The sequence below is a fragment of the Streptomyces puniciscabiei genome, from assembly GCF_006715785.1.
GTDB lineage: Bacteria > Actinomycetota > Actinomycetes > Streptomycetales > Streptomycetaceae > Streptomyces > Streptomyces puniciscabiei.
Genome location: NZ_VFNX01000001.1, coordinates 674,549 through 696,367 on the forward strand (window position 1 = coordinate 674,549; position 21,819 = coordinate 696,367).

Here is a 21,819-nt window from a genome sequence, read left to right on the forward strand (position 1 = left end):
GAGCAGTCCGCGACCGCAGCGATCAGCTGGCGTGATCACCGCAGGCCAGGAGCAGTTTCTCCAGGTGCGGGGAGGGGTCTGCGGCGGGCACCGCGAGACCGGTGGCGAGGGCCAGTCCGGGTGCGCGGAAGGGCACGTAGGCCACCCGTGGCGTGGCCAGCACGCGCGCGTGGGAGGCGTAGACGACCGTCCACAGCGGCCGCGCGCCGATGGTGGCGAGGGTGTCGTGCAGGGTGCCGCCGGCCGGTCCGGGCACCGGCTCGAACCCGGCCGCATGGCAGGCGCCGACGACCAGGTCGACCAGGGTGGGGTTGTTCCGGCGCGGGGTGAGGGCGAGGGGCAGCCCGGCCAGGTCGGCGAGGTCGATCTCGTCCCTTCGCGCGAGCGGATGCGTGGCGGGCAGGGCGGCGACCAGCGGATCCGGCCACAGCGGCACCACCCGTACGCCGGGCGGGGGTTCGGCCGACCGCACGAACGCCGCGTCCAGCCGGCCCGCCGCGACCCGGTTCAGCCGCTCCTCGGCCGGCAGGGAGAACAGCTCCACCGGGACGTCCGGTGCCCGCTCGGCGAACGCGGCCAGCACCCGGTCCAGATGGGCGCCGAGCCCGGTGCTGGTGCCGAGGCGCAGCCCGGCGGGCGCCGCCACCGAGGCCCGCGCCTTCTCGGCCGCCGCGAGCACCGCCCGCGCCTCGGGCAGCAGCCGCTCCCCCGCCCCGGTCAGCCGCACCCGGCGCGGCGACCGGTCGAACAGCTCCGCGCCCAGCTCCCGCTCCAGCCGCTGTATCTGCTGACTGACCGCCGACTGCACGATGTGCAGCCGCTCGGCGGCCCGCCCGAAGTGCAACTCCTCTGCGACGGCGACGAAATAGCTGAGCTGGCGGAGTTCCATGCGCCGACTGTAGAGGGTGGGGCTCAGGGGCGTACGACCGTCCCGAAGCGGATGTCGTACGACGCCTCCGGGTACAGCACGCGCAGCATCCGCTCGCCCTCCGCGGTGACCTCCTCCCGCTGGGCCCCGGTGAGCGCGGTGAAGGGCTCGATGACCAGGGCGCCGGGGTCCAGTTTCCACAGGCCCGCCAGGAAACCGTCGACGAGGAGGGTGCGGTGGGCCTGGTTGCCCTGCCAGTGCCGGCCCCGGTGCTCGGCGGGTACGACCCGGCTGCGGTCGGCGTGGGAGAGCAGAAGGTTGTCGAACTCGGGCAGGAAGCGGGGCGGGGCCGGGGTGTCCGGGTCGGGGCGCGGGGCGTCGGGGAGGTCGAAGAGCTCGGTGCCGTTCGGGTCACGGAAGGTCAGCAGCCGGGGGCGGAGCCGTTCGAAGACCTCCCTCAGACGGGTGAGTCCGGCCCACGTCTGCATGTCCCTCACGGACGCCGGGCCGAAGGCGGCGAGATAGCGCAGGACCACGGCGTCCGGTTCGGGGGCCGGTCCGGCCGGGCGGCCGAGCCAGTGTTCGGCGGTGGTGAGGGCGACCTGGCCGCTCCTGCCCCACAGTCCGCGCGGGGTGACCTGGACCAGCGGCAGCGTGCAGCGGGCGGCGACGGCGAGGGCCCGCGGGTCGGCGTCCGGCCACCGGACGCTCAGCGCCTGCCGCAGCTGGGCCATGGTCCGCGGCTCGGCCTCGACCAGCTCGCGGGCGTGCCGGGCCAGCAGGTCCAGGTCGACGCCGGCCAGACCGGCGCGGAAACCGCTCAGCTCTCGGTCGCGGGCCGGCTGGACGAGCGGCCGCAGGCTCAGGCAGTCGTCGGCGGTGTGGGTGTGCAGGGTGGAGCGCAGGGAGACGATCCGGGCGACCTCGCGATCGGCCATGAGCGCGGACAGCTCCTGCGGTGCGAAGCCGTCGAGCCGGGCGGCGAGGGCGTGGTACGGCGGTTTGACGTTCTGCGCCTGGAGACCGAGCAGATGCCGCACGGCGGCCGACGCGGACAGCGGCGAGCGGCGCAGCAGCAACTGGCGTTCCAGCGTGGCACGGTTGAGGGCGCGGACGTCCAGAAGGGGGGCCTTCGAGACCATGCCCTTCGGCGCACTGCCCTTCGGCGCACTGCTCTTTGTCATGGCCGCACGCTAACCGGGATCGCGGACACCCACTGTCCGCGACTCTCACCCGACTTTGCCCGTCCGGCGCCGAGCCGGTGCTGAAGCGGTGCTGTACGCGATCCTCGACGCGGTCGGCCGGTCGGCCGCCCGGAGCCGGCCGGCGGGGTGAACCGCTCACGGCGCGTGGTCGCAGACCGAGGGGAGCCATGTCAGGCCGCGGGTGTGGCTGAGCGTGTCCAGGGAGGTCAGCAGGGCGTTCAGGTGGTCGGGGTGGGCGAGGAACTCGATCGTCGCCTCGGCAAACGCGTCCCGCACCGAGGGCGGCATCGCGTCCGAGGCGTCGAAGCAGTGCACCGCCCGGTCGTCGAGGAGGGTCGCGGCGAGGGAGCGGTGCCAGCCGGCGCCGGCGGCGGAGGGCGCCGGCTGCGCCTCGGGACTGACCGAGAAACCGGACTCCTTGGCGTTCCAGGCACGTTGGGCGGCCGCCGAGGCGAGGTGCCGGATCAGCGTCCTGGCCTGCGGGGTGGCGTGCAGCAGGGCGACCAGGTCACCGGAGACCTCCCAGGCGTCGCTCGCCCTGGCCCCGGGGATGCGCCGGGCCGAGGGCTCGTAACGGCCGTCCACGCGTCTCCAGGACTCCTCGTTGCGGATGAACGACGCCTGGTGCTCCAGCGTGCAGCCGCGCGGGGTGCGGGTGACCGGTTCGGACGCGTCCTGGTACGGCGTCTTCAGCGTGCGCCGGACCAGATCCGGGTCCCCGCCGGCGCCCACGAGCTGCCCCCAGGTGGTCCAAGCCGACCGCACCTCCTTGGACGTCCAGGGCAGTTCGCCGCGCGCCCAGCGCTGATAGGTGCCGGGGCCGTACTGCTGCAGCAGGATGTCCTCGATCCAGTCCGTGCCGGGCCAGCCGCTGGTCGCCCCGGAGCCCATGCCGGCACACCACTGGCCGGGCCGGGCCGCCGCCTCGGCGCGCTGCCGTTCGCTCGTGCCGGCCGGGTACCAGACGATGGACTTCAGGTCGGCCTTGAGCGGGAACCAGTACACGTGCCCGTCCAGCGGCGTGGTCCAGGACGCGCCGAAGCCGGCCCGGGGCACGAGCTCGTCGAGCGGTTTCAGCTGTCCCTGCCGGGCGTAGTCCGCGAGTTCCCCGGGACCGGTCAGCACCACCACGTCCGGTGGCGTCCCGGCCTCCACGTCGGCGCCGAGCACCTGGCTCTCGGCGGAGCTGCCCTGGTAGTCGACGTGGATGTGGTACTTCCGCTCGAAGGGCTCGATGACCGACTCCCGGAAGTTCCGCTCGTCGGTGCCGGTCCAGTTGGCGAGCAGCGTGACGGTCGGCTCCTGGCCCAGGGCGCGTACGGCGAACACGACGGCCGCGGCCAGCAGGACCAGGCAGCTCGCCAGCACGGTCAGGGCGCGGACGCGGCGGGCGCGCGGGGCGGTGGCGGTCCCGGGGCCGCCCTGGGCGGCGCTCACCGGGGCCTGAACCGGTAGTCGTCGATGTGCCGCCGCAGTCCCGTCTCGGCGAGGGCCATGAGCAGGATGCCTCCTATCAGGATCCACACCGCGGCCGAAGCGCGGAAACCGGTGTGCGCCAGGTACGACGCGCAGGTCCGCCCGGCGTCGGTGATGAGCCGCCCGGTCAGCGGGCGGTCGAGCAGATCGCGGGTGTGCGCCATCCCCTGGTGCGTCCACACCGTGAACAGCAGCGTGGCGGCGAGTCCGGCCGCCAGCAGGGCGCCCGCGGCGAGCAGGCCGCGGTTGTACCGGCGCCGGAAGCGCCGGCGCAGGAACAGCTGGGTCTCCAACAGTGCCGCGCCGAGGGCGAGGGCCAGCAGCACGGTCGCGGTCCAGCCGAGCCACAGCAGCGGGCCGAACGAGGTCTGCCGGTGCACCGCGGCGCGCTGCTGCGCCTGCAGTGCCTTCAGCCGGGCCTGGATCCCGGAGCCCTCGTCCGTCAGGACGCTGGTCGCGTAGCTGAGGTAGGCCTCGCGCAACACGCTGCCGTCGGGCTGGAGTTGGGCCTTCTGGACCTTGACGGCGTACACCGTGATCAGTCCGGCGACCGTCTGCAGGGCCTGCCGGCCCGCCGGTCCGCCGACGCCGTCCCCGGCGGCGGCCGCGAGGCTCTGCGCGGCGACCGAGATCTGCTTCTGGAAGTCGCTGGTCGGTGCCGCCGCGCCGGCGTCCCGCTGGGCCTGGCCGAGGGCGTACAGCGCGGTGTCGATGGACAGCACGGCCGGAGCGCTGGAGGTGCGCAACGGGTTCGCGTCCCCGTGCACGCCCTCGTAGGACAGGAACAGCGACAGCGTCAGCAGCGCGGACAGGACAAGCAACAGCCGGTGGCGTACGGCCAGGTCGTGCGCGGTCGTGCTGCCACCGTCCGGTGCGGGCCGCCCGGGAGGGAGGAGACGGCGGAGGAGGGCGGGCCGTCCGGCGGGGGTACGGCGGTCCGTCGGGCCGGTGGTGGGCGCACGGCCCGGTGCGGTGGCGCGGGGCGCCTCAGCGTGAACGTCGGTGCGACCGACCGGCGGCGGAGTGGCGGGGCGCGTGCCCTGACGACCGGAGGGGATGACGGACCGCGTGCGGTGAGCCCGGGCGCCGGTCCGGTCGCGCCCGCCGGAGGCGCCGGTGTGCGGGGCGTTGCCCGGGGTCATGAGGCCGGCTCCTTCAGCGGGCGGCCGCAGTCGCCGCAGTAGACGGAGTCCGCCGGGCCGGGCCACGCGCAGTAGGGGCACTCGATCAGGGCGTCCGGGTCGGGGGGAGCGGCGGGGCCGGGGCCGGGCGGCTCGGCCGGGCCGGCGGGCCGGGGCGGGGTCGTCAGGGCGCTGGAGAGGATCAGGTGCTGCCAGTCGACGTCCTTCAGGCCGGCGCGGACCCGGACGGTGCCCGGTCCGGCCTCCGTGTCCTCGATCCGCCGCAGGGCGCCGAGGAACTGGGTGTCGCCCAGCTCCTCGGCGAGCGCCAGGGCGCGCGCCAGGTGCTGGTCCGCGGCGGCCCGGCCGCCGGAGCCGCGCAGCCAGGCCTGGTAGGCCGCCGCGACGGCGGCGCCCGCCTGCTGGTACAGCTCGGACCGGCGGACCCCGGGATGCTGCCCGGAGGCGTCGAGCGGGTTGTCGGTCCAGCGGACCAGCACGGGCCGCGGCGCGGGCAGCCGCACCGGGCGCCCGAAGTCGGGTACGGCGACCTCCACGGCGGCGAGCTGAAGGTCCTCGCCGAGTTCGTGGCCGGCCGGGTCGGCGGTCAGGACGACCTGGTAGTGCCGTGTCTCGTCGCCCCAGGCGCGGGTGACGTACTCGGTGGCGCGGCCGCCGGAGCCGTCCGGGACCGCGGGCAGTTCCTGCTCGCCGGGCACCACCTGCTTGACCCGGCGGATCGCGGTGCCGGGGGTGGGGGTGATCCTGATGCGCAGTTCGGGGATCGCGGTGCCGAGCAGCCTGGTCACCAATTCCTCGTAGGCAGCGGTCAGTTCGGACTCCGCCCGGACCGCTCCGGCGCGCCCGTGCAGCCGCCGGGTGATGCGCAGCAGCAGGTCGGCGTCCCAGTCGTCGCCGATGCCCCAGGCGTCGCAGACGAACCGCCCCTCGCAGGCGTCCAGGGCGGTGTCCAGCGACATGGCGGCCCGGTGGTCGTGCTCGTTGCGCCCGTCGGTGAGGAGCAGGACGTGCTTGACGGGGGCGGGCTGCTCCTTCAGCGTCCGCCGGGCGAGGTCGAGCCAGGTACCGAGGGCGGTGCCGCCGTCCGCGTCCAGGATCCGTACGGCCCGCTCGGCGGCCTCCCGTTCGGCGGGCCCGGCGACGGCCATCGGGGCGCGGCCGGGCCCGGGATGGACCACGGTGGCGTCGAACCGCCCGGAGAGCACGGCGAAGGCGGTGCCGTCGGGCAGCAGCCGGACCGCCGCGGCGGTGGCGTCCTTCGCCGCGTGCAGTTTGGCGGCGGGGTGGAGCATGGAGCGGGAGGTGTCGACGATCAGCACCTCGGCGAGCGCGGGGCCCGCCCCGTGCACGGGGGCGGGGCCGGACCCCGGGCCGTCGGGGCCGCGGACACCGATCTCCAGGATGGCGTGCATCTCCCGGTCGGCGGCCTGCCCGGGCGCGGGCACGACGGGCAGTTCCTTCCGCTGGCCGACCGCGAGTGTCACCTCGATCTCCTCGGCGATCTCCTCGGCCACGGTCATGGTGTGTCCCCCAGGTGGTCACGGGCGGGTTCGGGCGTCAGAAGGTGGTGAGCGGCCGCACCGCGTGGGCCAGGTCGAGCAGCCGGCCGTGCTGCCCGGCGGTGCGGGCCTGTGCGGCCAGCAGGCGGAAGGAGTGCTCCAGCAGGCGGCGCAGGCCGTCCTCGTCGCCGGGTCCGAGGAGGTCGCCGGCGGGGAAGTCCGGCCCCCAGCCCTGGTCCGGCCGGGCCCGCAGGGCGTTCTCGCGGACCTCGGCGACCAGCCGGGCCCGGGACTCGCCGTCGGCGGCGCCGCCGTCCAGGTGCAGCTCGGGCAGGCGCCGGGCGGCGTCCCGCAGGTCGGCCGCTGTGGGCGGGCCGCCGCGCAGGATGCCGGCGCGGACGCGGACGGCCGCGATCCGGGCGGCGTCGTGGTGCCGGGAGGTGGCGGGCACCTCGTCGAGGACGCGGACGGCGGCGTCCCGGTCACCGCCGGCCAGATGGCCGCGGGCCAGCCCGAAGGCGGCGGCGGTGTGCGCGAAGTCCCGTTTCCAGACGGCCTCGTAGAACCGCATGGCCCGCGGGATGCGCTGCGGGCCGGGTACCTCGGAGTCGTGTTCCGTGCAGTAGGCGAGGGCGAGCTTGGGCACGTACTCGCCGGGCAGGGCTCGGTAGACGGCGTCGAAGCGGGTTCCTGCCTGGCGTACCTCGCCTCTGCTGAGGTGGAGCACGCCCCGGTGCCAGGCGATGCGCCAGTCGTGCGCGGCGGCGCCCTCGCCGAGCTGGGTCTCGGCCTCGGCGAGCCAGCTCTCGGCCTGGTCCCGCTCGCCCCGTCTGAGGTAGGCGCGGCACAGCCACAGCGCGGTCTCGGGGGTGCCGAGGCGGGATTCGCGGGGCCACTGCCGGGCGACCCGATCGGGGGCGTCGGGCGGGAAGGTGTCCAGCAGCAGGGCGGCGCCGTCGTCGGGGTCGGGGACCGGTTCCGGGAGGGCGCCTGCGACCTCGGCGGGGTCGGGCGGGGAGACGTCGGGCCCGGGCCGCTGCCCGTCGGGGCGGGCGGTGAAGTGGTCCAGGGCCGGGATCGCGCCGAGCCCGGCGTCGAGGCTGGCGCCGGTGGCGCGGAAGCGGGTGGAGCTCTCCGGCAGCTGCTCGCCGAACTGGAGGGAACGGAACTCCCTCAGTACCTCCCACAGTTGCCGGGACATCTCGGCCGCCGAGCGGAACCTGGCCCGTGGTTCCGGGTGGGTGGCACGGTCGATGAGCCGGCGGAAGGAGTCCGGGGCGAGACCGCGGGCCGGTTCGGTGTCCCGGGCCAGCGCCTGGAGGGTCATGCCGACGGTGTAGAGATCGCTGTCGATGTGCCAGCCGCGCCGGTCGATCTCCTCCTGGGGCGGGGCGAACGCGGCCGTGCAGACGTAGGCGGAGGTGCGGTCGCCGATCGCGCGGACCGCGCCGAGGTCGATGACCTTGATCGCCCGGCCGAAGTGGATGACGTTGGCGGGCTTCATGTCGCAGTACAGCAGCCCGCGTTCGTGCATGTACTGCAGGGCACCGAGGATCTTGCAGCCGTAGGTGAGGACGTGGTCCAGGCGGGGGCGGCCGTGGAAGATCCGTTCGACGTCGCCGGCGTCGAACAGCTGCTGCAGGGAGCGGCCGCCGATGTAGTCCATGACCAGGTAGCCGGTGGGCGGGCGGCCCGGGACGTGGTGGTCGGCGTAGGTGATGAGCCGGACGATGTCGGGGTGGTGCAGGTCGGTCAGTGAGCGGCGCTCCTCGACGGCGGTGCGGCGGGCGAGCGCGTCGTGGACGTCGATCTGGCCCTTGAGGACGACCCGGTGGCCGTCGGCGCGGGTGTCCTCGGCGAGATGGACCCAGCCGAGCCCGCCACCGCCGAGGCAGCCGAGGACGCGGTAGTGCCCGGCGACCACGTCGCCCTCGTCCAGCTGGGGCAGCAGGGAGTAGGGCGTGCCGCAGCGGGGGCAGTGGCCGGTGGCGGGGGCGGGCCGGCCGCCGTAGCCGACGCCGATGGTCATGGTGCAGCCGCCCGCGCCGCAGCGGCGGCCGCCGGTGGGCGGGCGGGGGTCGGTCACGAGCACGTCGTCGGGGGCGGGCACCTCGGGCAGCACGACCAGTCCGTGCTGGTCGAGGTCGCCGACCCCGGCGACGGCGTGCATGGTCGCCGGGGCGGGGCTCTCCTCGGCCGGGGCGTCCTGGAGCGGGGTCCGCGCCGCGGTGCGCGGCCCGTCCGGCGACGGCGGCTCCGGTTGCGGCGCGCCACGCGGCTCGGCGTGGCGGCGGCCGCAGGTGTCGCAGTAGCCGGTGCCCATGATGTGACCCGCACAGCCGGGCCGCAGACACGAGATCACGGCGCCCCCTCCCCCCGGGACCGGCCGGGAGCGGCAGGCCCCGTCCGCGCGGCCCGGGCCGCCGGTGACGGCGACCCCGGACACGGCGCGCCACGCGCCTCGCCGCGACGGCGGCCGCAACTGTCGCAGTAGCCGGCGCCCACGATGTGACCCGCACAGCCAGGCCCCAGACACGAGATCACGGCGCACCCTCCCCCCGGGACACACCAACACCGGCACGCCCCGACCACGCGGCCCGGGCCGGCGCGCTGCCCGGCTCGGCGTGGCGGCAGCCGCAGGTGACGCAGCCGGAACCGACGATGTGACCCGCACAGCCAGGCCCCAGACACGAGATCACGGCGCACCCTCCCCCCGGGACACACCAACACCGGCACGCCCCGACCACGCGGCCCGGGCCGGCGCGCTGCCCGGCTCGGCGTGGCAGCGGCCGCAGGCAACGCCGTAGCCGGTACCGACGATGTGACCCGCACAGCCGGGCGGCAGACACGGGGGTCATGGTGCGCTCTCCTTCCGGGACGCGGCGGGTGCGGGGGGTTCCGTCGGTGCGGCCGGGGTGGGCGGTGCGGAGGCCGAGCAGAAGCCGACGAAGCGTTCGACGGCGGCCTCGGCCCCCTCGAGGTCGCAGGGGGTGTGCCGCAGCAGGGACAGGGCGTGCTCATAGAGCCGGTACGCCTCCATGACGCGGTCGCCGTGCGCGGCGGCCCGTCCGCGGCACAGCGGCCACTCGGCACCGACGCGGCCGAGGAGTTCCTCGCGGCGGCGCAGCCGGGCGTCGAGGAGGCCGATCGCCTGGTCCAGGCGCTGTCTGCGGCGGTCGGCGGCGTCCTCGAAGGTGAACAGCAGATCGGCCTCGCCGGGTTCGCGCTCCCGCCCGGGGGATTCGGCGACCCAGGCGCGCAGCATCCGGGTGCGCCGTACGCCCGCCTCGGCCTCCTCCACCAGCTGCCGGTCGTCGGGGCCGGGCAGCACCTGGTCCCGGAGCCGGTCGAGGCCCGGTCCCAACTCATCGGTGATCCGTCTGAGTTCGGTGTGCAGCAGGCTCCACCGATCGCGCAGCGGGAGCCGTACGAGGGACTCGGCGGCCTGTTCCGCGCGCTTCGACTGGCGGCGGAAGACCAGCAGCAGCCGGGCCCCCTGCCGGGCGAGCCGGTCCAGCAGGGCGAGCAGGGCGTCGGGTTCGGCGGCCTGGTCGACGCCGACCAGGACGGCGGCGAGCGGGACGCGGAGCGCGCCGAGCCGTTCGGGCCGGATGTCGTCACGGAAGCCCAGCCGGGCGGCGATGCGGTCCATGACCTGATCGGCCGTCAGCCGCCGGACGTCCAGGGCGAGGTCGTGCGCACCGGCCGGGGGAACGGTCTCGGGCGGGTCGTGGCTGAAGCCACTGGTGTTGCGGTCGGTGCGCAGTTCCCGGTCGGCGAGGGTCACGGCCCGGTTCAGGGTCCAGGCGCGGTCGCCGCGGGCGGGGACCACGGTGACGAGGACCGGCCAGCCCTCGCCGCGGAACCAGCGGGCGAGTTCGGTGGCGAACGGCACGTCCAGCGCGCCCGCCGCGGCCGAGGCTCCGGTGCGCAGCCGGGGGTCGACCGCCTCGGCGCCGTCGGTCCAGGCGGCGACCTGCGGCAGATGCCGGAGGATGGTCTCGGTGGGGCTCATGTAACTGAACCCCTCGTCCACGCTGAGGACGATGCCGATGACCTGGTTGGTGGCGTGGTCGACCACTCCCCCGCCGCTGAACCCGGGTACGGCCAGCTCGCCCTCCGTCAGCGGGCGCAACTGCACCTGGCTGTCCCCGCCGAGGGCGGCGACGAGGGTGGCGCCGTGCCAGCGGCCACCGTCACGGCCGGCCGGGAAGCCGTACATGCTCACCGGTCCGTGCGGTGTGGCGAGCCGGTAGAGCCGGGTGGCGTACGCGGCGGGCAGGGGCACGGCCAGCCGCAGCAGGGCGAGGTCCCCGCTGCGGTCGCCCCAGCGGTCCACTCGCTGCGGCACGTGCTCGTCCTCGCGCACGGTCGCGGGCACGGCGCCGAGTTCGGGTAAGCCGACCAGTCGCACGGTGTAGTGGCGTCCGGGTCCGACGACATGGCCGGCGGTGAGCACCCGGTCGGGGGCGAGCAGCACCCCGGCACCGAGCACCTGCCCGTCCGGCGCCTCGATGCGCGCGATCCAGGACGGCGTCTGCGCCCACGACTTGACGGCTCGCTCCCCCGTGCGCGTCATGGCCCCGAGATTACTCGGAGTACCGGCCCGGTACTACTGGTGTGCACGGGGATGTTACGAGCGCCCGAAGGGGCGCGGGGAACTGCGCGACCAGCCCAGGACGGCCCCGTACCCGGCAACGGCGAGAGCCCCAACGGCGCTCACCCGCCACCGCCGAGCGCCGCCAGCACCTCCGCATCCGTCAGCTGCCCGAAGTCCTCGTACCACTGCCCCACCGCCGTGAACCCGGCCGGCCGGTGCGGGCACACGACCATGTCGGCCTCGCCGGAGAGCCGGTCGACGGAGTCCGGCGCCCCGACGGGAACGGCCAGGACGAGCTGTGCGGGCCCGCGCCGCCGCACGTGCCGCAGGGCCGCCCGGGCGGTCGCCCCCGTGGCCAGCCCGTCGTCGACGACGATCACCGTGCGGCCCGCGGGGTCCGGAGCCGGCCGGCCGCCGCGATACCGCTCCTCACGGCGCCGCAGTTCGCGCCGCTCGCGTTCCACCACCGGGGCCATGGACTCCTCGGTCAGGCCGAGCCGGTCCAGGGAGCCGGTGTTGAAGAGCGGCGGGTCGTCGCCGACCAGCGCGCCGACGGCGAACTCCTGGTGGTGCGGGGCGCCGATCTTGCGGACGATGAGCACGTCGAGCTGGGCGCCGAGGGCGCGGGCGACGGGCTCGGCGACGGCGATGCCGCCGCGGGGCAGGGCGAGGACGAGCGGATCGACGAGGGCGCCCTGTGCGCGCAGGTCGCTCAGCAGTCCGGCGAGTTCCCGTCCGGCTTCTCCACGGTCCCGGAAGCGCATGGCCGTCCTCCTCCGCGGTGCCTCTCCTTCCATGGTGCTACCGGCCGGACCCACGCGCGATATCCGAACAAGTGATCTATACACCGAGTGTATAGTCTCCGCATGCCTCTTTCGACCGACCAGATCCCGACCCCGGGACACAGACCGTACGCGACCAGGAAGATGCGCGAAGCCGCCCGGAGGTTGCGTCCGGCCGCGCTCGCCTCGGCCGCGGTGGGCCTGGCGCTCACCCTGTCCGGCTGCGCCCAGGTCGACACCACCGCACCGAGCACCGCGCGGGCCGCGGCGACGCACGGAGCACCGGCGGCGTTCGGGACCGTCGACTGCCGCGAGGCCAAGTGCATCGCGCTCACCTTCGACGCGGGGCCCAGCGAGAACTCGGCGCGGCTGCTCGACATCCTCAAGCAGAAGAAGGTCCCGGCCACCTTCTTCCTCCTGGGCAAGAACCACATCGAGAAGTACCCGCAGCTGGTCAAGCGGATGGCGGCCGAGGGGCACGAGGTCGCGAGCCACACCTGGGACCACAAGATCCTCACCCGGATATCGGACGCGCAGATACGCGAGGAGCTGCGGCGGCCGGACGACGCGATCCAGCGTCTCACCGGGCGCAAGCCCACGCTGATGCGCCCGCCGCAGGGCCGTACGGACGGCGACGTGCACAAGATCGCCAAGGAGATGGGGCTGGCGGAGGTGCTGTGGAGCGTGACTGCCAAGGACTACACGACCAACGACTCCCGGCTCATCACCAAGCGGGTCCTCGACCAGGCGTCCCGGGACGGGATCATCCTGCTGCACGACATCTACCCGGGCACCGTGCCCGCCGTACCGGGCATCATCGACGCGCTGAAAGCGCGCGGGTACGTCTTCGTGACGGTGCCTCAGCTGCTGGCGCCCGGCAAGGCGGAACCGGGCAAGGTCTACCGGCCCTGACCGCGAACGTCCCGCTGACCGGCGCGCATTGCCTACGATCGTGCCGTGCCGATCTTCTCCTTCGCCCGTACGGCCCCGCTCCCCCTCGACGAGGCGTGGCGCCGGCTCACCGAGTGGCCCCGCCACGCCGACGCGGTCCCGCTCACCCGGATCAGGGTGCTCACGGCCGGGCCCACGGGCGTGGGCACGCGCTTCGTGGCCCGCTCGGGCGTCGGCCCGCTGGCCTTCGACGACGTCATGGAGGTCACCGTCTGGCACCCACCCGCCGACGGCGAGGGCGGACGGTGCCGCCTGGAAAAGCGCGGCCGGACGGTGCTGGGCTGGGCGGAGATCGAGGTCCTGCCGGGACCCGGGGGCCGCAGCCGTGTGGTGTGGCGGGAGGAACTGCGGGTGCGCTTCCTGCCGCGTGCCTTCGACGGCGTACTGAGGAGCACGGCGCGCGCGATGTTCGGCCGAGCGGTGAACCGGATGCTCAGGCGCGCGTGAACCGGGGCCTGCCTCAGGCCACCGACCCGATCCACCCGGCCCGCACGGAGGACGGCTCACGGTGGATGGGAGTGTGCGCACCGGTGAGTGAGACCCCGCTGCCACCACGCCGGTTGGCGACGATCTCCGCGCCGATGGACAGGGCCGTCTCCTCCGGCGTGCGGGCGCCGAGGTCGAGGCCGATCGGGGAGCGCAGGCGGGCCAGTTCCAGTTCGGTGACGCCGACTTCGCGCAGGCGCTCGTTGCGGTCGAGGTGGGTGCGGCGGGAGCCCATCGCGCCGACGTAGGCGACCGGCAGGCGCAGGGCCAGCTTGAGCAGGGGCACGTCGAACTTGGCGTCGTGGGTGAGGACGCACAGGACCGTACGGCCGTCGGTCTCCGTGCGCTCCAGGTACGTGTGGGGCCACTCGACCACGATCTCGTCCGCCTCCGGGAAGCGGGCCTTCGTGGCGAACACCGGACGGGCGTCGCACACGGTGACGTGGTAGCCGAGGAACTTGCCGACGCGGACCAGCGCGGCGGCGAAGTCGATCGCGCCGAAGACGATCATCCGGGGTGCGGGGACCGAGGACTCGACCAGGACGGTGAGCGGGGCGCCGCAGCGCGAGCCCCGTTCGCCGATCTCCAGGGTGCCGGTGCGGCCCGCCTCCAGGAAGGCGCCGGCCTCGGCGGCGACCGTGCGGTCCAGCTCGGGGTGACCGCCGAAGCCGCCCTCGCAGGAGCCGTCGGGCCGGACGAGGAGGGCGCGGCCCCGCAACCCGGCCGGGCCCGCCACGATCCGCGCGACCGCCGCCGCCTCCCCACGGGCGGCGGCGGCCAGCGCGGCCGCGAGCACCGGCCGGGCGGGACCGTCCGCCCGGACCGGTGTGACGAGGATGTCGATGACGCCGCCACAGGTCAGGCCGACGGCGAAGGCATCCTCGTCGCTGTAGCCGAAGCGTTCGAGCACGGTCTCCCCGTCCTCGAGCGCCTGTCGGCACAGCTCGTACACGGCACCCTCCACGCACCCGCCGGAGACCGAGCCGACGGCCGTGCCCTCGGCGTCCACCGCGAGGGCGGCGCCGGGCAGGCGCGGGGCGCTGCCGCCGACGGCCACCACGGTGGCGACGGCGAAGTCACGGCCCTGCTCGACCCACCGATACAGCTCTTCGGCGATGTCCAGCATCTGTCGGTCTCCTAACGCGGTTGCGCGGGAAGGGCGTCGACCCGGCTAGTGCACGCCCAGCAGGGCCCGGATCGGATGCAGGGAGAAGTAGACGAGGAAGAGCAGCGTCAGCCCCCACATGAAGGGACCGATCTCCCGCCACTTGCCCTGGGCGAGCTTGATGACGACGTAGGAGATCACACCGGCGGCGACACCGGGGGTGATCGAGTACGTGAACGGCATGATCACGACGGTCAGGAAGACCGGGATCGCCACGGAGCGGTCCCCCCAGTCCACGTGCCGGGCGTTCATCATCATCATCGCGCCGATGGTGACGAGGGCGGCCGAGGCCACCTCGCGCGGCACGATCGCCGTGATCGGCGTGAAGAACAGGCACAGGGCGAAGAAGCCACCGGTGACCACCGAGGCCAGGCCGGTGCGGGCGCCCTCGCCGACGCCGGTGGCGGACTCGACGAACACGGTCTGCCCGGAGCCGCCCACCGCGCCGCCGATGGCGCCGCCGGCACCGTCGATGAACAGCGCCTTGGACAGGCCCGGCATCCGCCCCTGGTGGTCGGCGAGTTCGGCCTCGGTGCCGATGCCGATGATGGTGGCCATCGCGTCGAAGAAGCCGGCGAGCACCAGGGTGAAGACGATGAAGGTGACCGTCATGTAGCCGACGTCGCCGAGGCCGCCGAAGGACACCTTGCCGATGAGCGAGAAGTCCGGCATCGACACGGCACTGCCGTGCAGCGCGGGGCCTTCGCCGTTGGCCCAGGACTTGTCGTCCACGAGGCCGGCCGCGTTGACGATCATCGCGAGAACGGTGCCGGTGACGATGCCGATGAGGATGGCGCCGGGGACGTTCCGGGACTGGAGCGCGAAGATCAGCAGGAGCGTGACCGCGAAGAGCAGGACGGGCCAGCCGACGAGCTCGCCCCCGTTGCCCAGGGTGACCGGGGTCGCCGTACCCGCGTGCACGAACCCGGCCTTGACCAGGCCGATGAAGGCGATGAACAGACCGATGCCGATCGTGATGCCGTGCTTGAGCGGCAGCGGGATCGCGTTCATGATCATCTCGCGGAGGCCGGTGACCACCAACAGCATGATCACGACGCCGTAGGCGACGCACATCGCCAGGCCCTGGGCCCACGTCAGGTCCTTGGTGCCCATGACCAGACCGGCCAGCACACCGGAGACGGACAGTCCGGCGGCCATGGCGAGCGGCACCTTGCCGACCCAGCCCATGAGGAGGGTGGTGAACGCCGCGCCGAGCGCGGTGGCCGTGATGAGCGCCTTCTGGCTCAGGGAGTCGCCGGACTTGTCCGCGCCACTGAGGATCACCGGGTTGAGCAGGAGGATGTACGCCATCGCCATGAAGGTGGTGACGCCACCGCGGACCTCGGTCGCGATGGTGGATCCTCTTTCGGATATGTGGAAGTACCGGTCGAGCCACGACCTGCCGGCCGGCGGACGCGAACCCGCGCCCGCGTCTTCGGCGGTGGTCGTGGGCTCCACTGACTGCTGGGTCATGGTGCCATCTCCCAAGGTTCACAGGGGCACCCGTGCAACCGCTTCGACGGTCACGGGATTTGGGAATGGACGACCCGGGGGACGGCCCGAGACGAACGAATTTCCTGGTACTTCAAGGACCGCGAGCGGTGCGGAACTCAAAGGGGGTTCCTCCGGGCGACGCGGCGGAGTGTGTGACGTTCCCTGCGCCGCCCGGAGAGCTTTTTTCCGGTGTTACGCGGTTCCCGTGAGGTGCTCGGGCCGCACCGGAGTGCGGTTGAGCTCCAGCCCGGTCGCGTTCCGGATCGCCGCGAGGACGGCCGGGGTGGACGACAGGGTCGGGGCCTCGCCGATGCCGCGCAGCCCGTACGGGGCGTGCTCGTCGGCGAGTTCGAGCACGTCGACCGGGATGGTCGGCGTGTCGAGGATCGTGGGGATCAGGTAGTCCGTGAAGGACGGGTTCCTGACCTTGGCGGTCTTCGGGTCGACGATGATCTCCTCCATCACCGCCACGCCCAGTCCCTGGGTCGTACCGCCCTGGATCTGGCCGATGACGGAGAGCGGGTTGAGCGCCTTGCCGACGTCCTGGGCGCAGGCCAGCTCGATGACCTTGACCAGGCCGAGCTCGGTGTCGACCTCGACCACCGCGCGGTGCGCGGCGAAGGAGTACTGGACGTGTCCGTTGCCCTGGCCGGTGCGCAGGTCGAAGGCCTCGGTCGGCCGGTGCCGCCACTCCTCCTCGACCTCCACGACCTCGCCCTCGAGGACGTCGGCCAGGTCGGCGAGGACCTCGCCGCCGTCGGTGACGACCTTGCCGGCCTCCAGCAGGAGTTCGGCGGTCGCCCAGGCCGGGTGGTAGGAGCCGAACTTGCGGCGCCCGATCTCCAGGACCTTCTCGCGGACGAGCTCGCAGGCGTTCTTCACGGCGCCGCCGGTGACGTACGTCTGCCGGGAGGCCGAGGTCGAGCCGGCGGAGCCGACCTGGGTGTCGGCGGGGTGGATGGTCACCTGGGTGACACCGAGCTCGGTGCGGGCGATCTGCGCGTGGACGGTGACACCGCCCTGGCCGACCTCCGCCATCGCGGTGTGCACGGTCGCGACCGGCGTACCGCCCACGACCTCCATGCGCACCCTGGCGGTGGAGTAGTCGTCGAAGCCCTCGGAGAAGCCGACGTTCTTGATGCCGACCGCGTAACCGATGCCGCGTACGACGCCCTCGCCGTGCGTGGTGTTGGACAGACCGCCGGGCAGCTGCCGTACGTCGGCGCCCTCGCTGGACTCCCACTGGCGCTCCGGCGGCAGCGGCATCGCCTTGACGCGGCGCAGCAGTTCGGCGACCGGGGCGGGCGAGTCGACGGGCTGGCCCGTCGGCATGACGGTGCCCTGCTCCATCGCGTTCAGCTGCCGGAACTCCACCGGGTCCATGCCCAGCTTCTTCGCCAGCTTGTCCATCTGCGCCTCGTAGGCGAAGCACGCCTGGACCGCGCCGAAGCCGCGCATGGCACCGCAGGGCGGGTTGTTGGTGTAGAGGGCGACGGCCTCGATGTCGACGTCGTCGACGACGTACGGGCCGACGCTCAGCGAGGAGGCGTTGCCGACGACCGCCGGGGAGGCGGAGGCGTAGGCGCCGCCGTCCAGGACGATCCGGCACTTCATGTGGGTCAACTTGCCGTCGCGCGTGGCGCCGTGCTCGTAGTAGAGCTTGGCCGGGTGGCGGTGGACGTGCCCGAAGAAGGACTCGAACCGGTTGTAGACGATCTTGACGGGCTTGCCGGTGCGCAGGGCGAGCAGGCAGGCGTGGATCTGCATCGACAGGTCCTCGCGGCCGCCGAACGCGCCGCCGACGCCGGCCAGCGTCATCCGCACCTTCTCCTCGGGCAGGCCGAGGACGGGCGCGATCTGGCGCAGGTCGGAGTGGAGCCACTGGGTGGCGATGTAGAGGTGGACCCCGCCGTCCTCCTCCGGTACGGCGAGGCCGGACTCGGGGCCGAGGAAGGCCTGGTCCTGCATGCCGAAGGTGTACTCGCCCCTGACGATGACGTCCGCGCGCCTGGCGGCCTCCTCCGCGTCGCCGCGGATGATCGGCTGGCGGTGGACGATGTTCGGGTGCGGGACGTGCCCGATGTGGTGGTCGTCGCGGTTTTCGTGGACGAGGATCGCGTCCGGGGCCAGCGCCGACTTCTCGTCGGTGATCACCGGGAGCTCGCGGTACTCGACCTTGATCTTGGCGGCTGCGCGGCGGGCCGTCTCCGGGTGGTCGGCGGCGACGAGCGCGACCGGCTCGCCGTGGTGGCGTACCTTGCCGTGCGCGAGGACCGGGGTGTCCTGGATCTCCAGGCCGTAGTTCTTCACCTCGGTGGGCAGGTCGTCGTACGTCAGGACCGCGTACACACCCGGCGTGGCGAGGGCCTCGGCGGTGTCGATCGAGACGATCTCGGCGTGCGCGACGGTGGAGCGCAGGATCTGGCCCCAGAGCATGTCCTCGTGCCACATGTCGGACGAGTACGCGAACTCGCCGGTGACCTTGAGGGTGCCGTCGGGACGGAGCGTGGACTCGCCGATGCCGCCCTTGGTCTGCGAACCCTGCGTGATCTTCGTAGGGGCGCCGGTGGGGGCACCTCCCGCTCGAGCGGAGCCGAGAGTGGGGGACGGCATCGTCAGACCTCCTCGGACTGGCGAGCGGCCGCCAGGCGGACCGCGTCCATGATCTTCTCGTAGCCCGTGCAGCGGCACAGGTTGCCCGACAGCGCCTCGCGGATGTCGGCGTCGGTCGGGTTCGGGTTGCGCTCCAGGAGTTCGTCGGAGGCGACGAGCAGACCCGGGGTGCAGAAGCCGCACTGGACGGCGCCGGCGTCGATGAACGCCTGCTGGATCGGGGAGAGTTCGGTGCCCTCGCCGGTCTGCGAGTCGGTGCCCTTCGCCTTCCACCGCTGGGAGTCCTGCAGGGTCGTACCGCAGGCGCCGGACGCGCAGCCGCCCTCGGCGCGCTGCTTGGCGTAGTCCGCCAGGCCCTCGACGGTCACGACGTCGCGGCCCTCGACCTGACCGGCCGCGACCAGGCAGGAACAGACCGGCACGCCGTCCAGGCGCACGGTGCAGGAGCCGCACTCACCCTGCTCACAGGCGTTCTTCGAGCCCGGCAGGCCGAGGCGCTCGCGCAGGACGTAGAGGAGGGACTCGCCCTCCCAGACGTCGTCGGCCTCCTGCGGCCGTCCGTTGACGGTGAAGTTGACGCGCATTACGCAGCTCCCTCGGTGGTGCGGTGGTTGCCGCGGTACGACTCCCAGGTCCAGGTGAGCGTCCGGCGGGCCATCACACCGACCGCGTGACGGCGGTAGCTCGCGGTGCCCCGGACGTCGTCGATCGGGTTGCAGGCGGCCGAGCACAGGTCGGCGAACTGCTTCGCGACCGACGGGGTGATGATCTTTCCGTTGTCCCAGAAGCCGCCCTCCTCCAGGGCCGCGTTCAGGAACTCCTCGGCCGCCTTGGCCCGCACGGGCGTGGGCGCGGCGGAGCCGATGCCGGTCCGGACCGTACGGGTCCCGGGGTGCAGGGCGAGGCCGAAGGCGCACACGGCGATGACCATGGCGTTGCGGGTGCCGACCTTCGAGTACTGCTGCGGGCCGTCCGCCTTCCTGATGTGCACGGCGCGGATCAGCTCGTCGGGCTGCAGGGCGTTGCGCTTGACGCCGGTGTAGAACGCGTCGATCGGGATCAGCCGGGTGCCGCGGGCCGCGGACTCCACCTCGACCTCGGCGCCCGCCGCGAGCAGCGCGGGGTGGGCGTCGCCGGCGGGCGAGGCCGTGCCGAGGTTGCCGCCGACGCCGCCGCGGTTGCGGATCTGCGGGGAGGCTACCGTGTGCGAGGCGAGCGCGAGGCCCGGCAGCTCGGCACGGAGGTTCTCCATGATCCTGGTGTAGGGCACGGAGGCGCCCAGCCGTACGGTCTCCTCGCCGACCTCCCACTCGTAGAGGTCACCGATGCGGTTGAGATCGAGCAGGTACTCGGGCCGGCGGTGGTCGAAGTTGATCTCGACCATCACATCGGTGCCACCCGCGATCGGCACAGCGGTAGGGTGCTCGGCCTTGGCGGCGAGCGCCTCCCCCCAGCTGGCGGGGCGAAGGAAGTCCATGACCGGCTCTCTTCTTCGTCTCAATGGGTCGTACAGATTGAGCCAATCCGTGTGCGGCGGCCGCGGCTCGTTCACGTCCTGTTAACGCGCAGTGGACTCAGTACACCGCCCCGCGCCCCGGCGGGTCAGTCACCGAAACCATGAAGGAGTTGGCTGGCCACGCCGGGCATCTTGTAGATTCGTATGAACGGAGGTCATCGGTAACCCCTCCGATTTCCTGGAGAAACGCAGGAAACGGCACGGAGACACCCCGGAGCGCCCCTGTGCGTCCGGTTCCGGGTGACTCGACCGTCACCCTCCAAGATCCATCGTAGGTTTCGAGACAAAGAACGGCGGCGACGAGATGCGGCTGCGCGCACTTCTGGACACCGATGCGCTGGGCCTGCGGCTGCTCGGCGGCGAGGACGAGCTGGACCGTTCGGTGCGCGGGGTCATGACCACCGACCTGCGCGACCCGAGCCGCTATCTCTCCGGGGGCGAACTGGTGCTGACCGGCCTCGCCTGGCGCCGGGACGCCGCCGACTCCGAACCGTTCGTACGGATCCTGGTGCAGGCCGGGGTGGCGGCCCTCGCGGCCGGCGAGGCGGAGCTGGGCGACATTCCGGACGACCTGGTCCTGGCCTGCGCCAGGCACCGGCTGCCGCTCTTCGCGGTGCACGAGTCGGTGGCCTTCGCCACCATCACCGAATACGTCGTCCGGCAGGTCTCCGGCGAGCGCGCCGGAGACCTGGCGGCCGTGGTCGACCGGCACCGGCGGATGATGACCTCGGGCCCGGCGGGCGGCGGCCCGGACGTGGTCCTGGACCTGCTCGGCACCGACCTGGACCTGCGCGCCTGGGTGCTCGCGCCGACCGGCCGGCTGATCGCCGGTTCCAAGGTCGGCGGCCCGGCGCTGCCCGCCGAGACCTGCGCGAGGCTCGCCGCCGAGCACCTGGCCGCCACCCGCACCGGCCGCCGCGGCCCGCACCGCGTCCTGCTCGGCGGTACGACGTACTCGCTGTTCCCGATCCGCTCCTCCGGCCGCTCCCCGCAGGCCTCCCGCGATGTGCGCGAGACGGTGCTGTCGGACTGGCTGCTGGCCGTCGAGGCGGACGCGGGCGACTGGCCCGAGGAGCGCCTGGACCTGCTGCAGGGCGTCACCCAGCTGATCGCGGTCGAGCGGGACCGCCGGGACGCGGCCCGCACGGTGCGGCGCCGGCTCGCCCAGGAGGTGCTGGAGCTGGTCCAGACGGGCGCCGCGCCGGCCGAGATCGCGGCCCGCCTGAGGGTGGCCGCCCCGGTGCTGCTGCCCGGGCTGGGGGCGGCCCCGCACTGGCAGGTGGTGGTCGCCCGCGTGGAGTGGGAGGACGGCGAGGTCGAGGGCGGCCCCGTCGCGCAGTCGCTGCTGGAGGAGGTGCTGGTCGACCCGGCGGCGACCGGCCCAGAGCCGTCCGACCGGATCGCCGTCGCGCACACCGGCGACGAGGCGATCGCCCTGGTGCCGCTCCCGGCGGTCACCGCCGAGCACGACGGCTCGGAGACCGGCCTGCTGGCCGACTCCCTGCTGCAGTCCGTGCGGGAGACGCTGTCGGCGGGCCTGAACGACGACGGCCGCCTCACCCTCGGCGTCAGCGCGGCCGTGCACTCCGCGGAGGGGCTGCGCGGCGCCCTGGAGGAGGCGCGGCACGCCCGCCGCGTGGCGGCCGCCCGCCCGGGCCGGGTCTGCGCGGCGGGACACCAGGAGCTGGCCTCGCACGTCCTGCTCCTGCCCTTCGTCCCGGACGACGTCCGCCGCGCCTTCACCGCACGCCTGCTGGACCCGCTGACGGACTACGACCGCCGTCACCGGGCCGAGCTGATCCCGACGCTGGAGGCGTTCCTGGACTGCGACGGCTCCTGGACCCGCTGCGCCACCCGGCTCCACCTGCACGTCAACACGCTGCGCTACCGGGTCGGCCGGATCGAGCAGTTGACGGGACGGGACCTCTCGCGCCTGGAGGACAAGCTCGACTTCTTCCTCGCCCTGCGCATGAGCTGAGGTCGGCGGGGCGTGCGGCGGCCGGACCCGGTCACGCGCGCGCC

16 protein-coding genes are annotated in these 21,819 nt (G+C 73.7%); 3 read left to right on the top strand and 13 right to left on the bottom strand.

What is annotated here, in order from left to right; genetic code table 11:
• Positions 1 to 22 precede the first annotated feature (22 nt).
• From FB563_RS03120 to FB563_RS03160, 8 genes are all read right to left on the bottom strand, one after another.
• Complete coding sequence (locus tag FB563_RS03120; RefSeq protein ID WP_142218443.1) at positions 23 to 889, bottom strand: LysR family transcriptional regulator; 867 nt, start codon at positions 887 to 889, stop codon at positions 23 to 25.
• A gap of 23 nt (positions 890 to 912) precedes the next feature.
• Positions 913 to 2,052, bottom strand: a complete 1,140-nt coding sequence (locus FB563_RS03125) for a winged helix DNA-binding domain-containing protein (RefSeq protein WP_142218444.1) — start codon at positions 2,050 to 2,052, stop codon at positions 913 to 915.
• A gap of 156 nt (positions 2,053 to 2,208) precedes the next feature.
• A complete protein-coding gene (locus FB563_RS03130) occupies positions 2,209 to 3,510 on the bottom strand; it encodes an ABC transporter substrate-binding protein (RefSeq protein ID WP_055708650.1) in 1,302 nt (433 codons plus the stop codon).
• Positions 3,507 to 4,691, bottom strand: coding sequence for a hypothetical protein (locus FB563_RS03135; RefSeq protein ID WP_244328997.1), 1,185 nt, complete (start codon positions 4,689 to 4,691; stop codon positions 3,507 to 3,509). Before FB563_RS03135 ends, FB563_RS03130 begins: the two co-directional genes overlap by 4 nt.
• The gene (locus tag FB563_RS03140) at positions 4,688 to 6,211 is read right to left on the bottom strand and encodes a VWA domain-containing protein (RefSeq protein WP_142218445.1); all 1,524 of its coding nucleotides are present in this window, start codon (positions 6,209 to 6,211) and stop codon (positions 4,688 to 4,690) included. Before FB563_RS03140 ends, FB563_RS03135 begins: the two co-directional genes overlap by 4 nt.
• Positions 6,212 to 6,248: 37 nt before the next feature.
• Positions 6,249 to 8,552: a tetratricopeptide repeat protein gene (locus FB563_RS03145; protein WP_142218446.1), complete on the bottom strand. Its 2,304-nt coding sequence runs from the start codon at positions 8,550 to 8,552 to the stop codon at positions 6,249 to 6,251.
• 492 nt (positions 8,553 to 9,044) lie between these two features.
• Complete coding sequence (locus FB563_RS03155) at positions 9,045 to 10,769, bottom strand: S1 family peptidase (protein ID WP_079048790.1); 1,725 nt, start codon at positions 10,767 to 10,769, stop codon at positions 9,045 to 9,047.
• Positions 10,770 to 10,909: 140 nt separating this feature from the next.
• A complete protein-coding gene (locus FB563_RS03160; protein WP_055706490.1) occupies positions 10,910 to 11,554 on the bottom strand; it encodes a phosphoribosyltransferase in 645 nt (214 codons plus the stop codon).
• Positions 11,555 to 11,716: 162 nt separating this feature from the next.
• On the opposite strand from FB563_RS03160, the gene FB563_RS03165 reads away from it, so the two are divergent.
• Positions 11,717 to 12,484 carry a polysaccharide deacetylase family protein gene (locus tag FB563_RS03165; RefSeq protein WP_055706491.1) on the top strand — a complete coding sequence of 256 codons (768 nt, stop codon included), beginning with the start codon at positions 11,717 to 11,719 and terminating at the stop codon, positions 12,482 to 12,484.
• Between the two features lie 45 nt (positions 12,485 to 12,529).
• Positions 12,530 to 12,970 (top strand): SRPBCC family protein, encoded by a 441-nt coding sequence (locus FB563_RS03170; RefSeq protein WP_055706492.1) that lies wholly within the window; start codon positions 12,530 to 12,532, stop codon positions 12,968 to 12,970.
• A gap of 13 nt (positions 12,971 to 12,983) precedes the next feature.
• On the opposite strand, the gene FB563_RS03175 is transcribed toward FB563_RS03170, so the two are convergent.
• The 5 genes from FB563_RS03175 to FB563_RS03195 form a co-directional block, all read right to left on the bottom strand.
• Entirely contained in the window at positions 12,984 to 14,135 is a 1,152-nt protein-coding gene (locus FB563_RS03175) for an XdhC family protein (RefSeq protein ID WP_055706493.1), read from the bottom strand.
• Between the two features lie 45 nt (positions 14,136 to 14,180).
• The gene (locus FB563_RS03180; protein ID WP_055706494.1) at positions 14,181 to 15,647 is read right to left on the bottom strand and encodes an NCS2 family permease; all 1,467 of its coding nucleotides are present in this window, start codon (positions 15,645 to 15,647) and stop codon (positions 14,181 to 14,183) included.
• 213 nt (positions 15,648 to 15,860) lie between these two features.
• The gene (locus FB563_RS03185) at positions 15,861 to 18,281 is read right to left on the bottom strand and encodes a xanthine dehydrogenase family protein molybdopterin-binding subunit (RefSeq protein WP_055706495.1); all 2,421 of its coding nucleotides are present in this window, start codon (positions 18,279 to 18,281) and stop codon (positions 15,861 to 15,863) included.
• A gap of 2 nt (positions 18,282 to 18,283) precedes the next feature.
• The gene (locus tag FB563_RS03190; RefSeq protein WP_055706496.1) at positions 18,284 to 18,865 is read right to left on the bottom strand and encodes a (2Fe-2S)-binding protein; all 582 of its coding nucleotides are present in this window, start codon (positions 18,863 to 18,865) and stop codon (positions 18,284 to 18,286) included.
• Positions 18,865 to 19,758 (bottom strand): FAD binding domain-containing protein, encoded by an 894-nt coding sequence (locus FB563_RS03195; RefSeq protein ID WP_055706497.1) that lies wholly within the window; start codon positions 19,756 to 19,758, stop codon positions 18,865 to 18,867. The genes FB563_RS03190 and FB563_RS03195 overlap by 1 nt, the downstream gene beginning before the upstream one ends.
• A 343-nt stretch (positions 19,759 to 20,101) precedes the next feature.
• On the opposite strand from FB563_RS03195, the gene FB563_RS03200 reads away from it, so the two are divergent.
• Positions 20,102 to 21,775, top strand: a complete 1,674-nt coding sequence (locus FB563_RS03200; RefSeq protein WP_055706498.1) for a PucR family transcriptional regulator — start codon at positions 20,102 to 20,104, stop codon at positions 21,773 to 21,775.
• Positions 21,776 to 21,819 lie beyond the last annotated feature (44 nt).

What these genes read in the sequence shown, in the direction of transcription:
- FB563_RS03155 (WP_079048790.1), bottom strand. Translation starts at nt 10,769, where the DNA reads ATGACGCGCACGGGGGAGCGAGCCGTCAAGTCGTGGGCGCAGACGCCG.
- FB563_RS03180 (WP_055706494.1), bottom strand. Translation starts at nt 15,647, where the DNA reads ATGACCCAGCAGTCAGTGGAGCCCACGACCACCGCCGAAGACGCGGGC.
- FB563_RS03120 (WP_142218443.1), bottom strand. Translation starts at nt 889, where the DNA reads ATGGAACTCCGCCAGCTCAGCTATTTCGTCGCCGTCGCAGAGGAGTTG.
- FB563_RS03175 (WP_055706493.1), bottom strand. Translation starts at nt 14,135, where the DNA reads ATGCTGGACATCGCCGAAGAGCTGTATCGGTGGGTCGAGCAGGGCCGT.
- FB563_RS03165 (WP_055706491.1), top strand. Translation starts at nt 11,717, where the DNA reads ATGCGCGAAGCCGCCCGGAGGTTGCGTCCGGCCGCGCTCGCCTCGGCC.
- FB563_RS03125 (WP_142218444.1), bottom strand. Translation starts at nt 2,052, where the DNA reads ATGACAAAGAGCAGTGCGCCGAAGGGCAGTGCGCCGAAGGGCATGGTC.
- FB563_RS03195 (WP_055706497.1), bottom strand. Translation starts at nt 19,758, where the DNA reads ATGGACTTCCTTCGCCCCGCCAGCTGGGGGGAGGCGCTCGCCGCCAAG.
- FB563_RS03200 (WP_055706498.1), top strand. Translation starts at nt 20,102, where the DNA reads ATGCGGCTGCGCGCACTTCTGGACACCGATGCGCTGGGCCTGCGGCTG.
- FB563_RS03185 (WP_055706495.1), bottom strand. Translation starts at nt 18,281, where the DNA reads ATGCCGTCCCCCACTCTCGGCTCCGCTCGAGCGGGAGGTGCCCCCACC.
- FB563_RS03190 (WP_055706496.1), bottom strand. Translation starts at nt 18,865, where the DNA reads ATGCGCGTCAACTTCACCGTCAACGGACGGCCGCAGGAGGCCGACGAC.
- FB563_RS03135 (WP_244328997.1), bottom strand. Translation starts at nt 4,691, where the DNA reads ATGACCCCGGGCAACGCCCCGCACACCGGCGCCTCCGGCGGGCGCGAC.
- FB563_RS03140 (WP_142218445.1), bottom strand. Translation starts at nt 6,211, where the DNA reads ATGACCGTGGCCGAGGAGATCGCCGAGGAGATCGAGGTGACACTCGCG.
- FB563_RS03160 (WP_055706490.1), bottom strand. Translation starts at nt 11,554, where the DNA reads ATGCGCTTCCGGGACCGTGGAGAAGCCGGACGGGAACTCGCCGGACTG.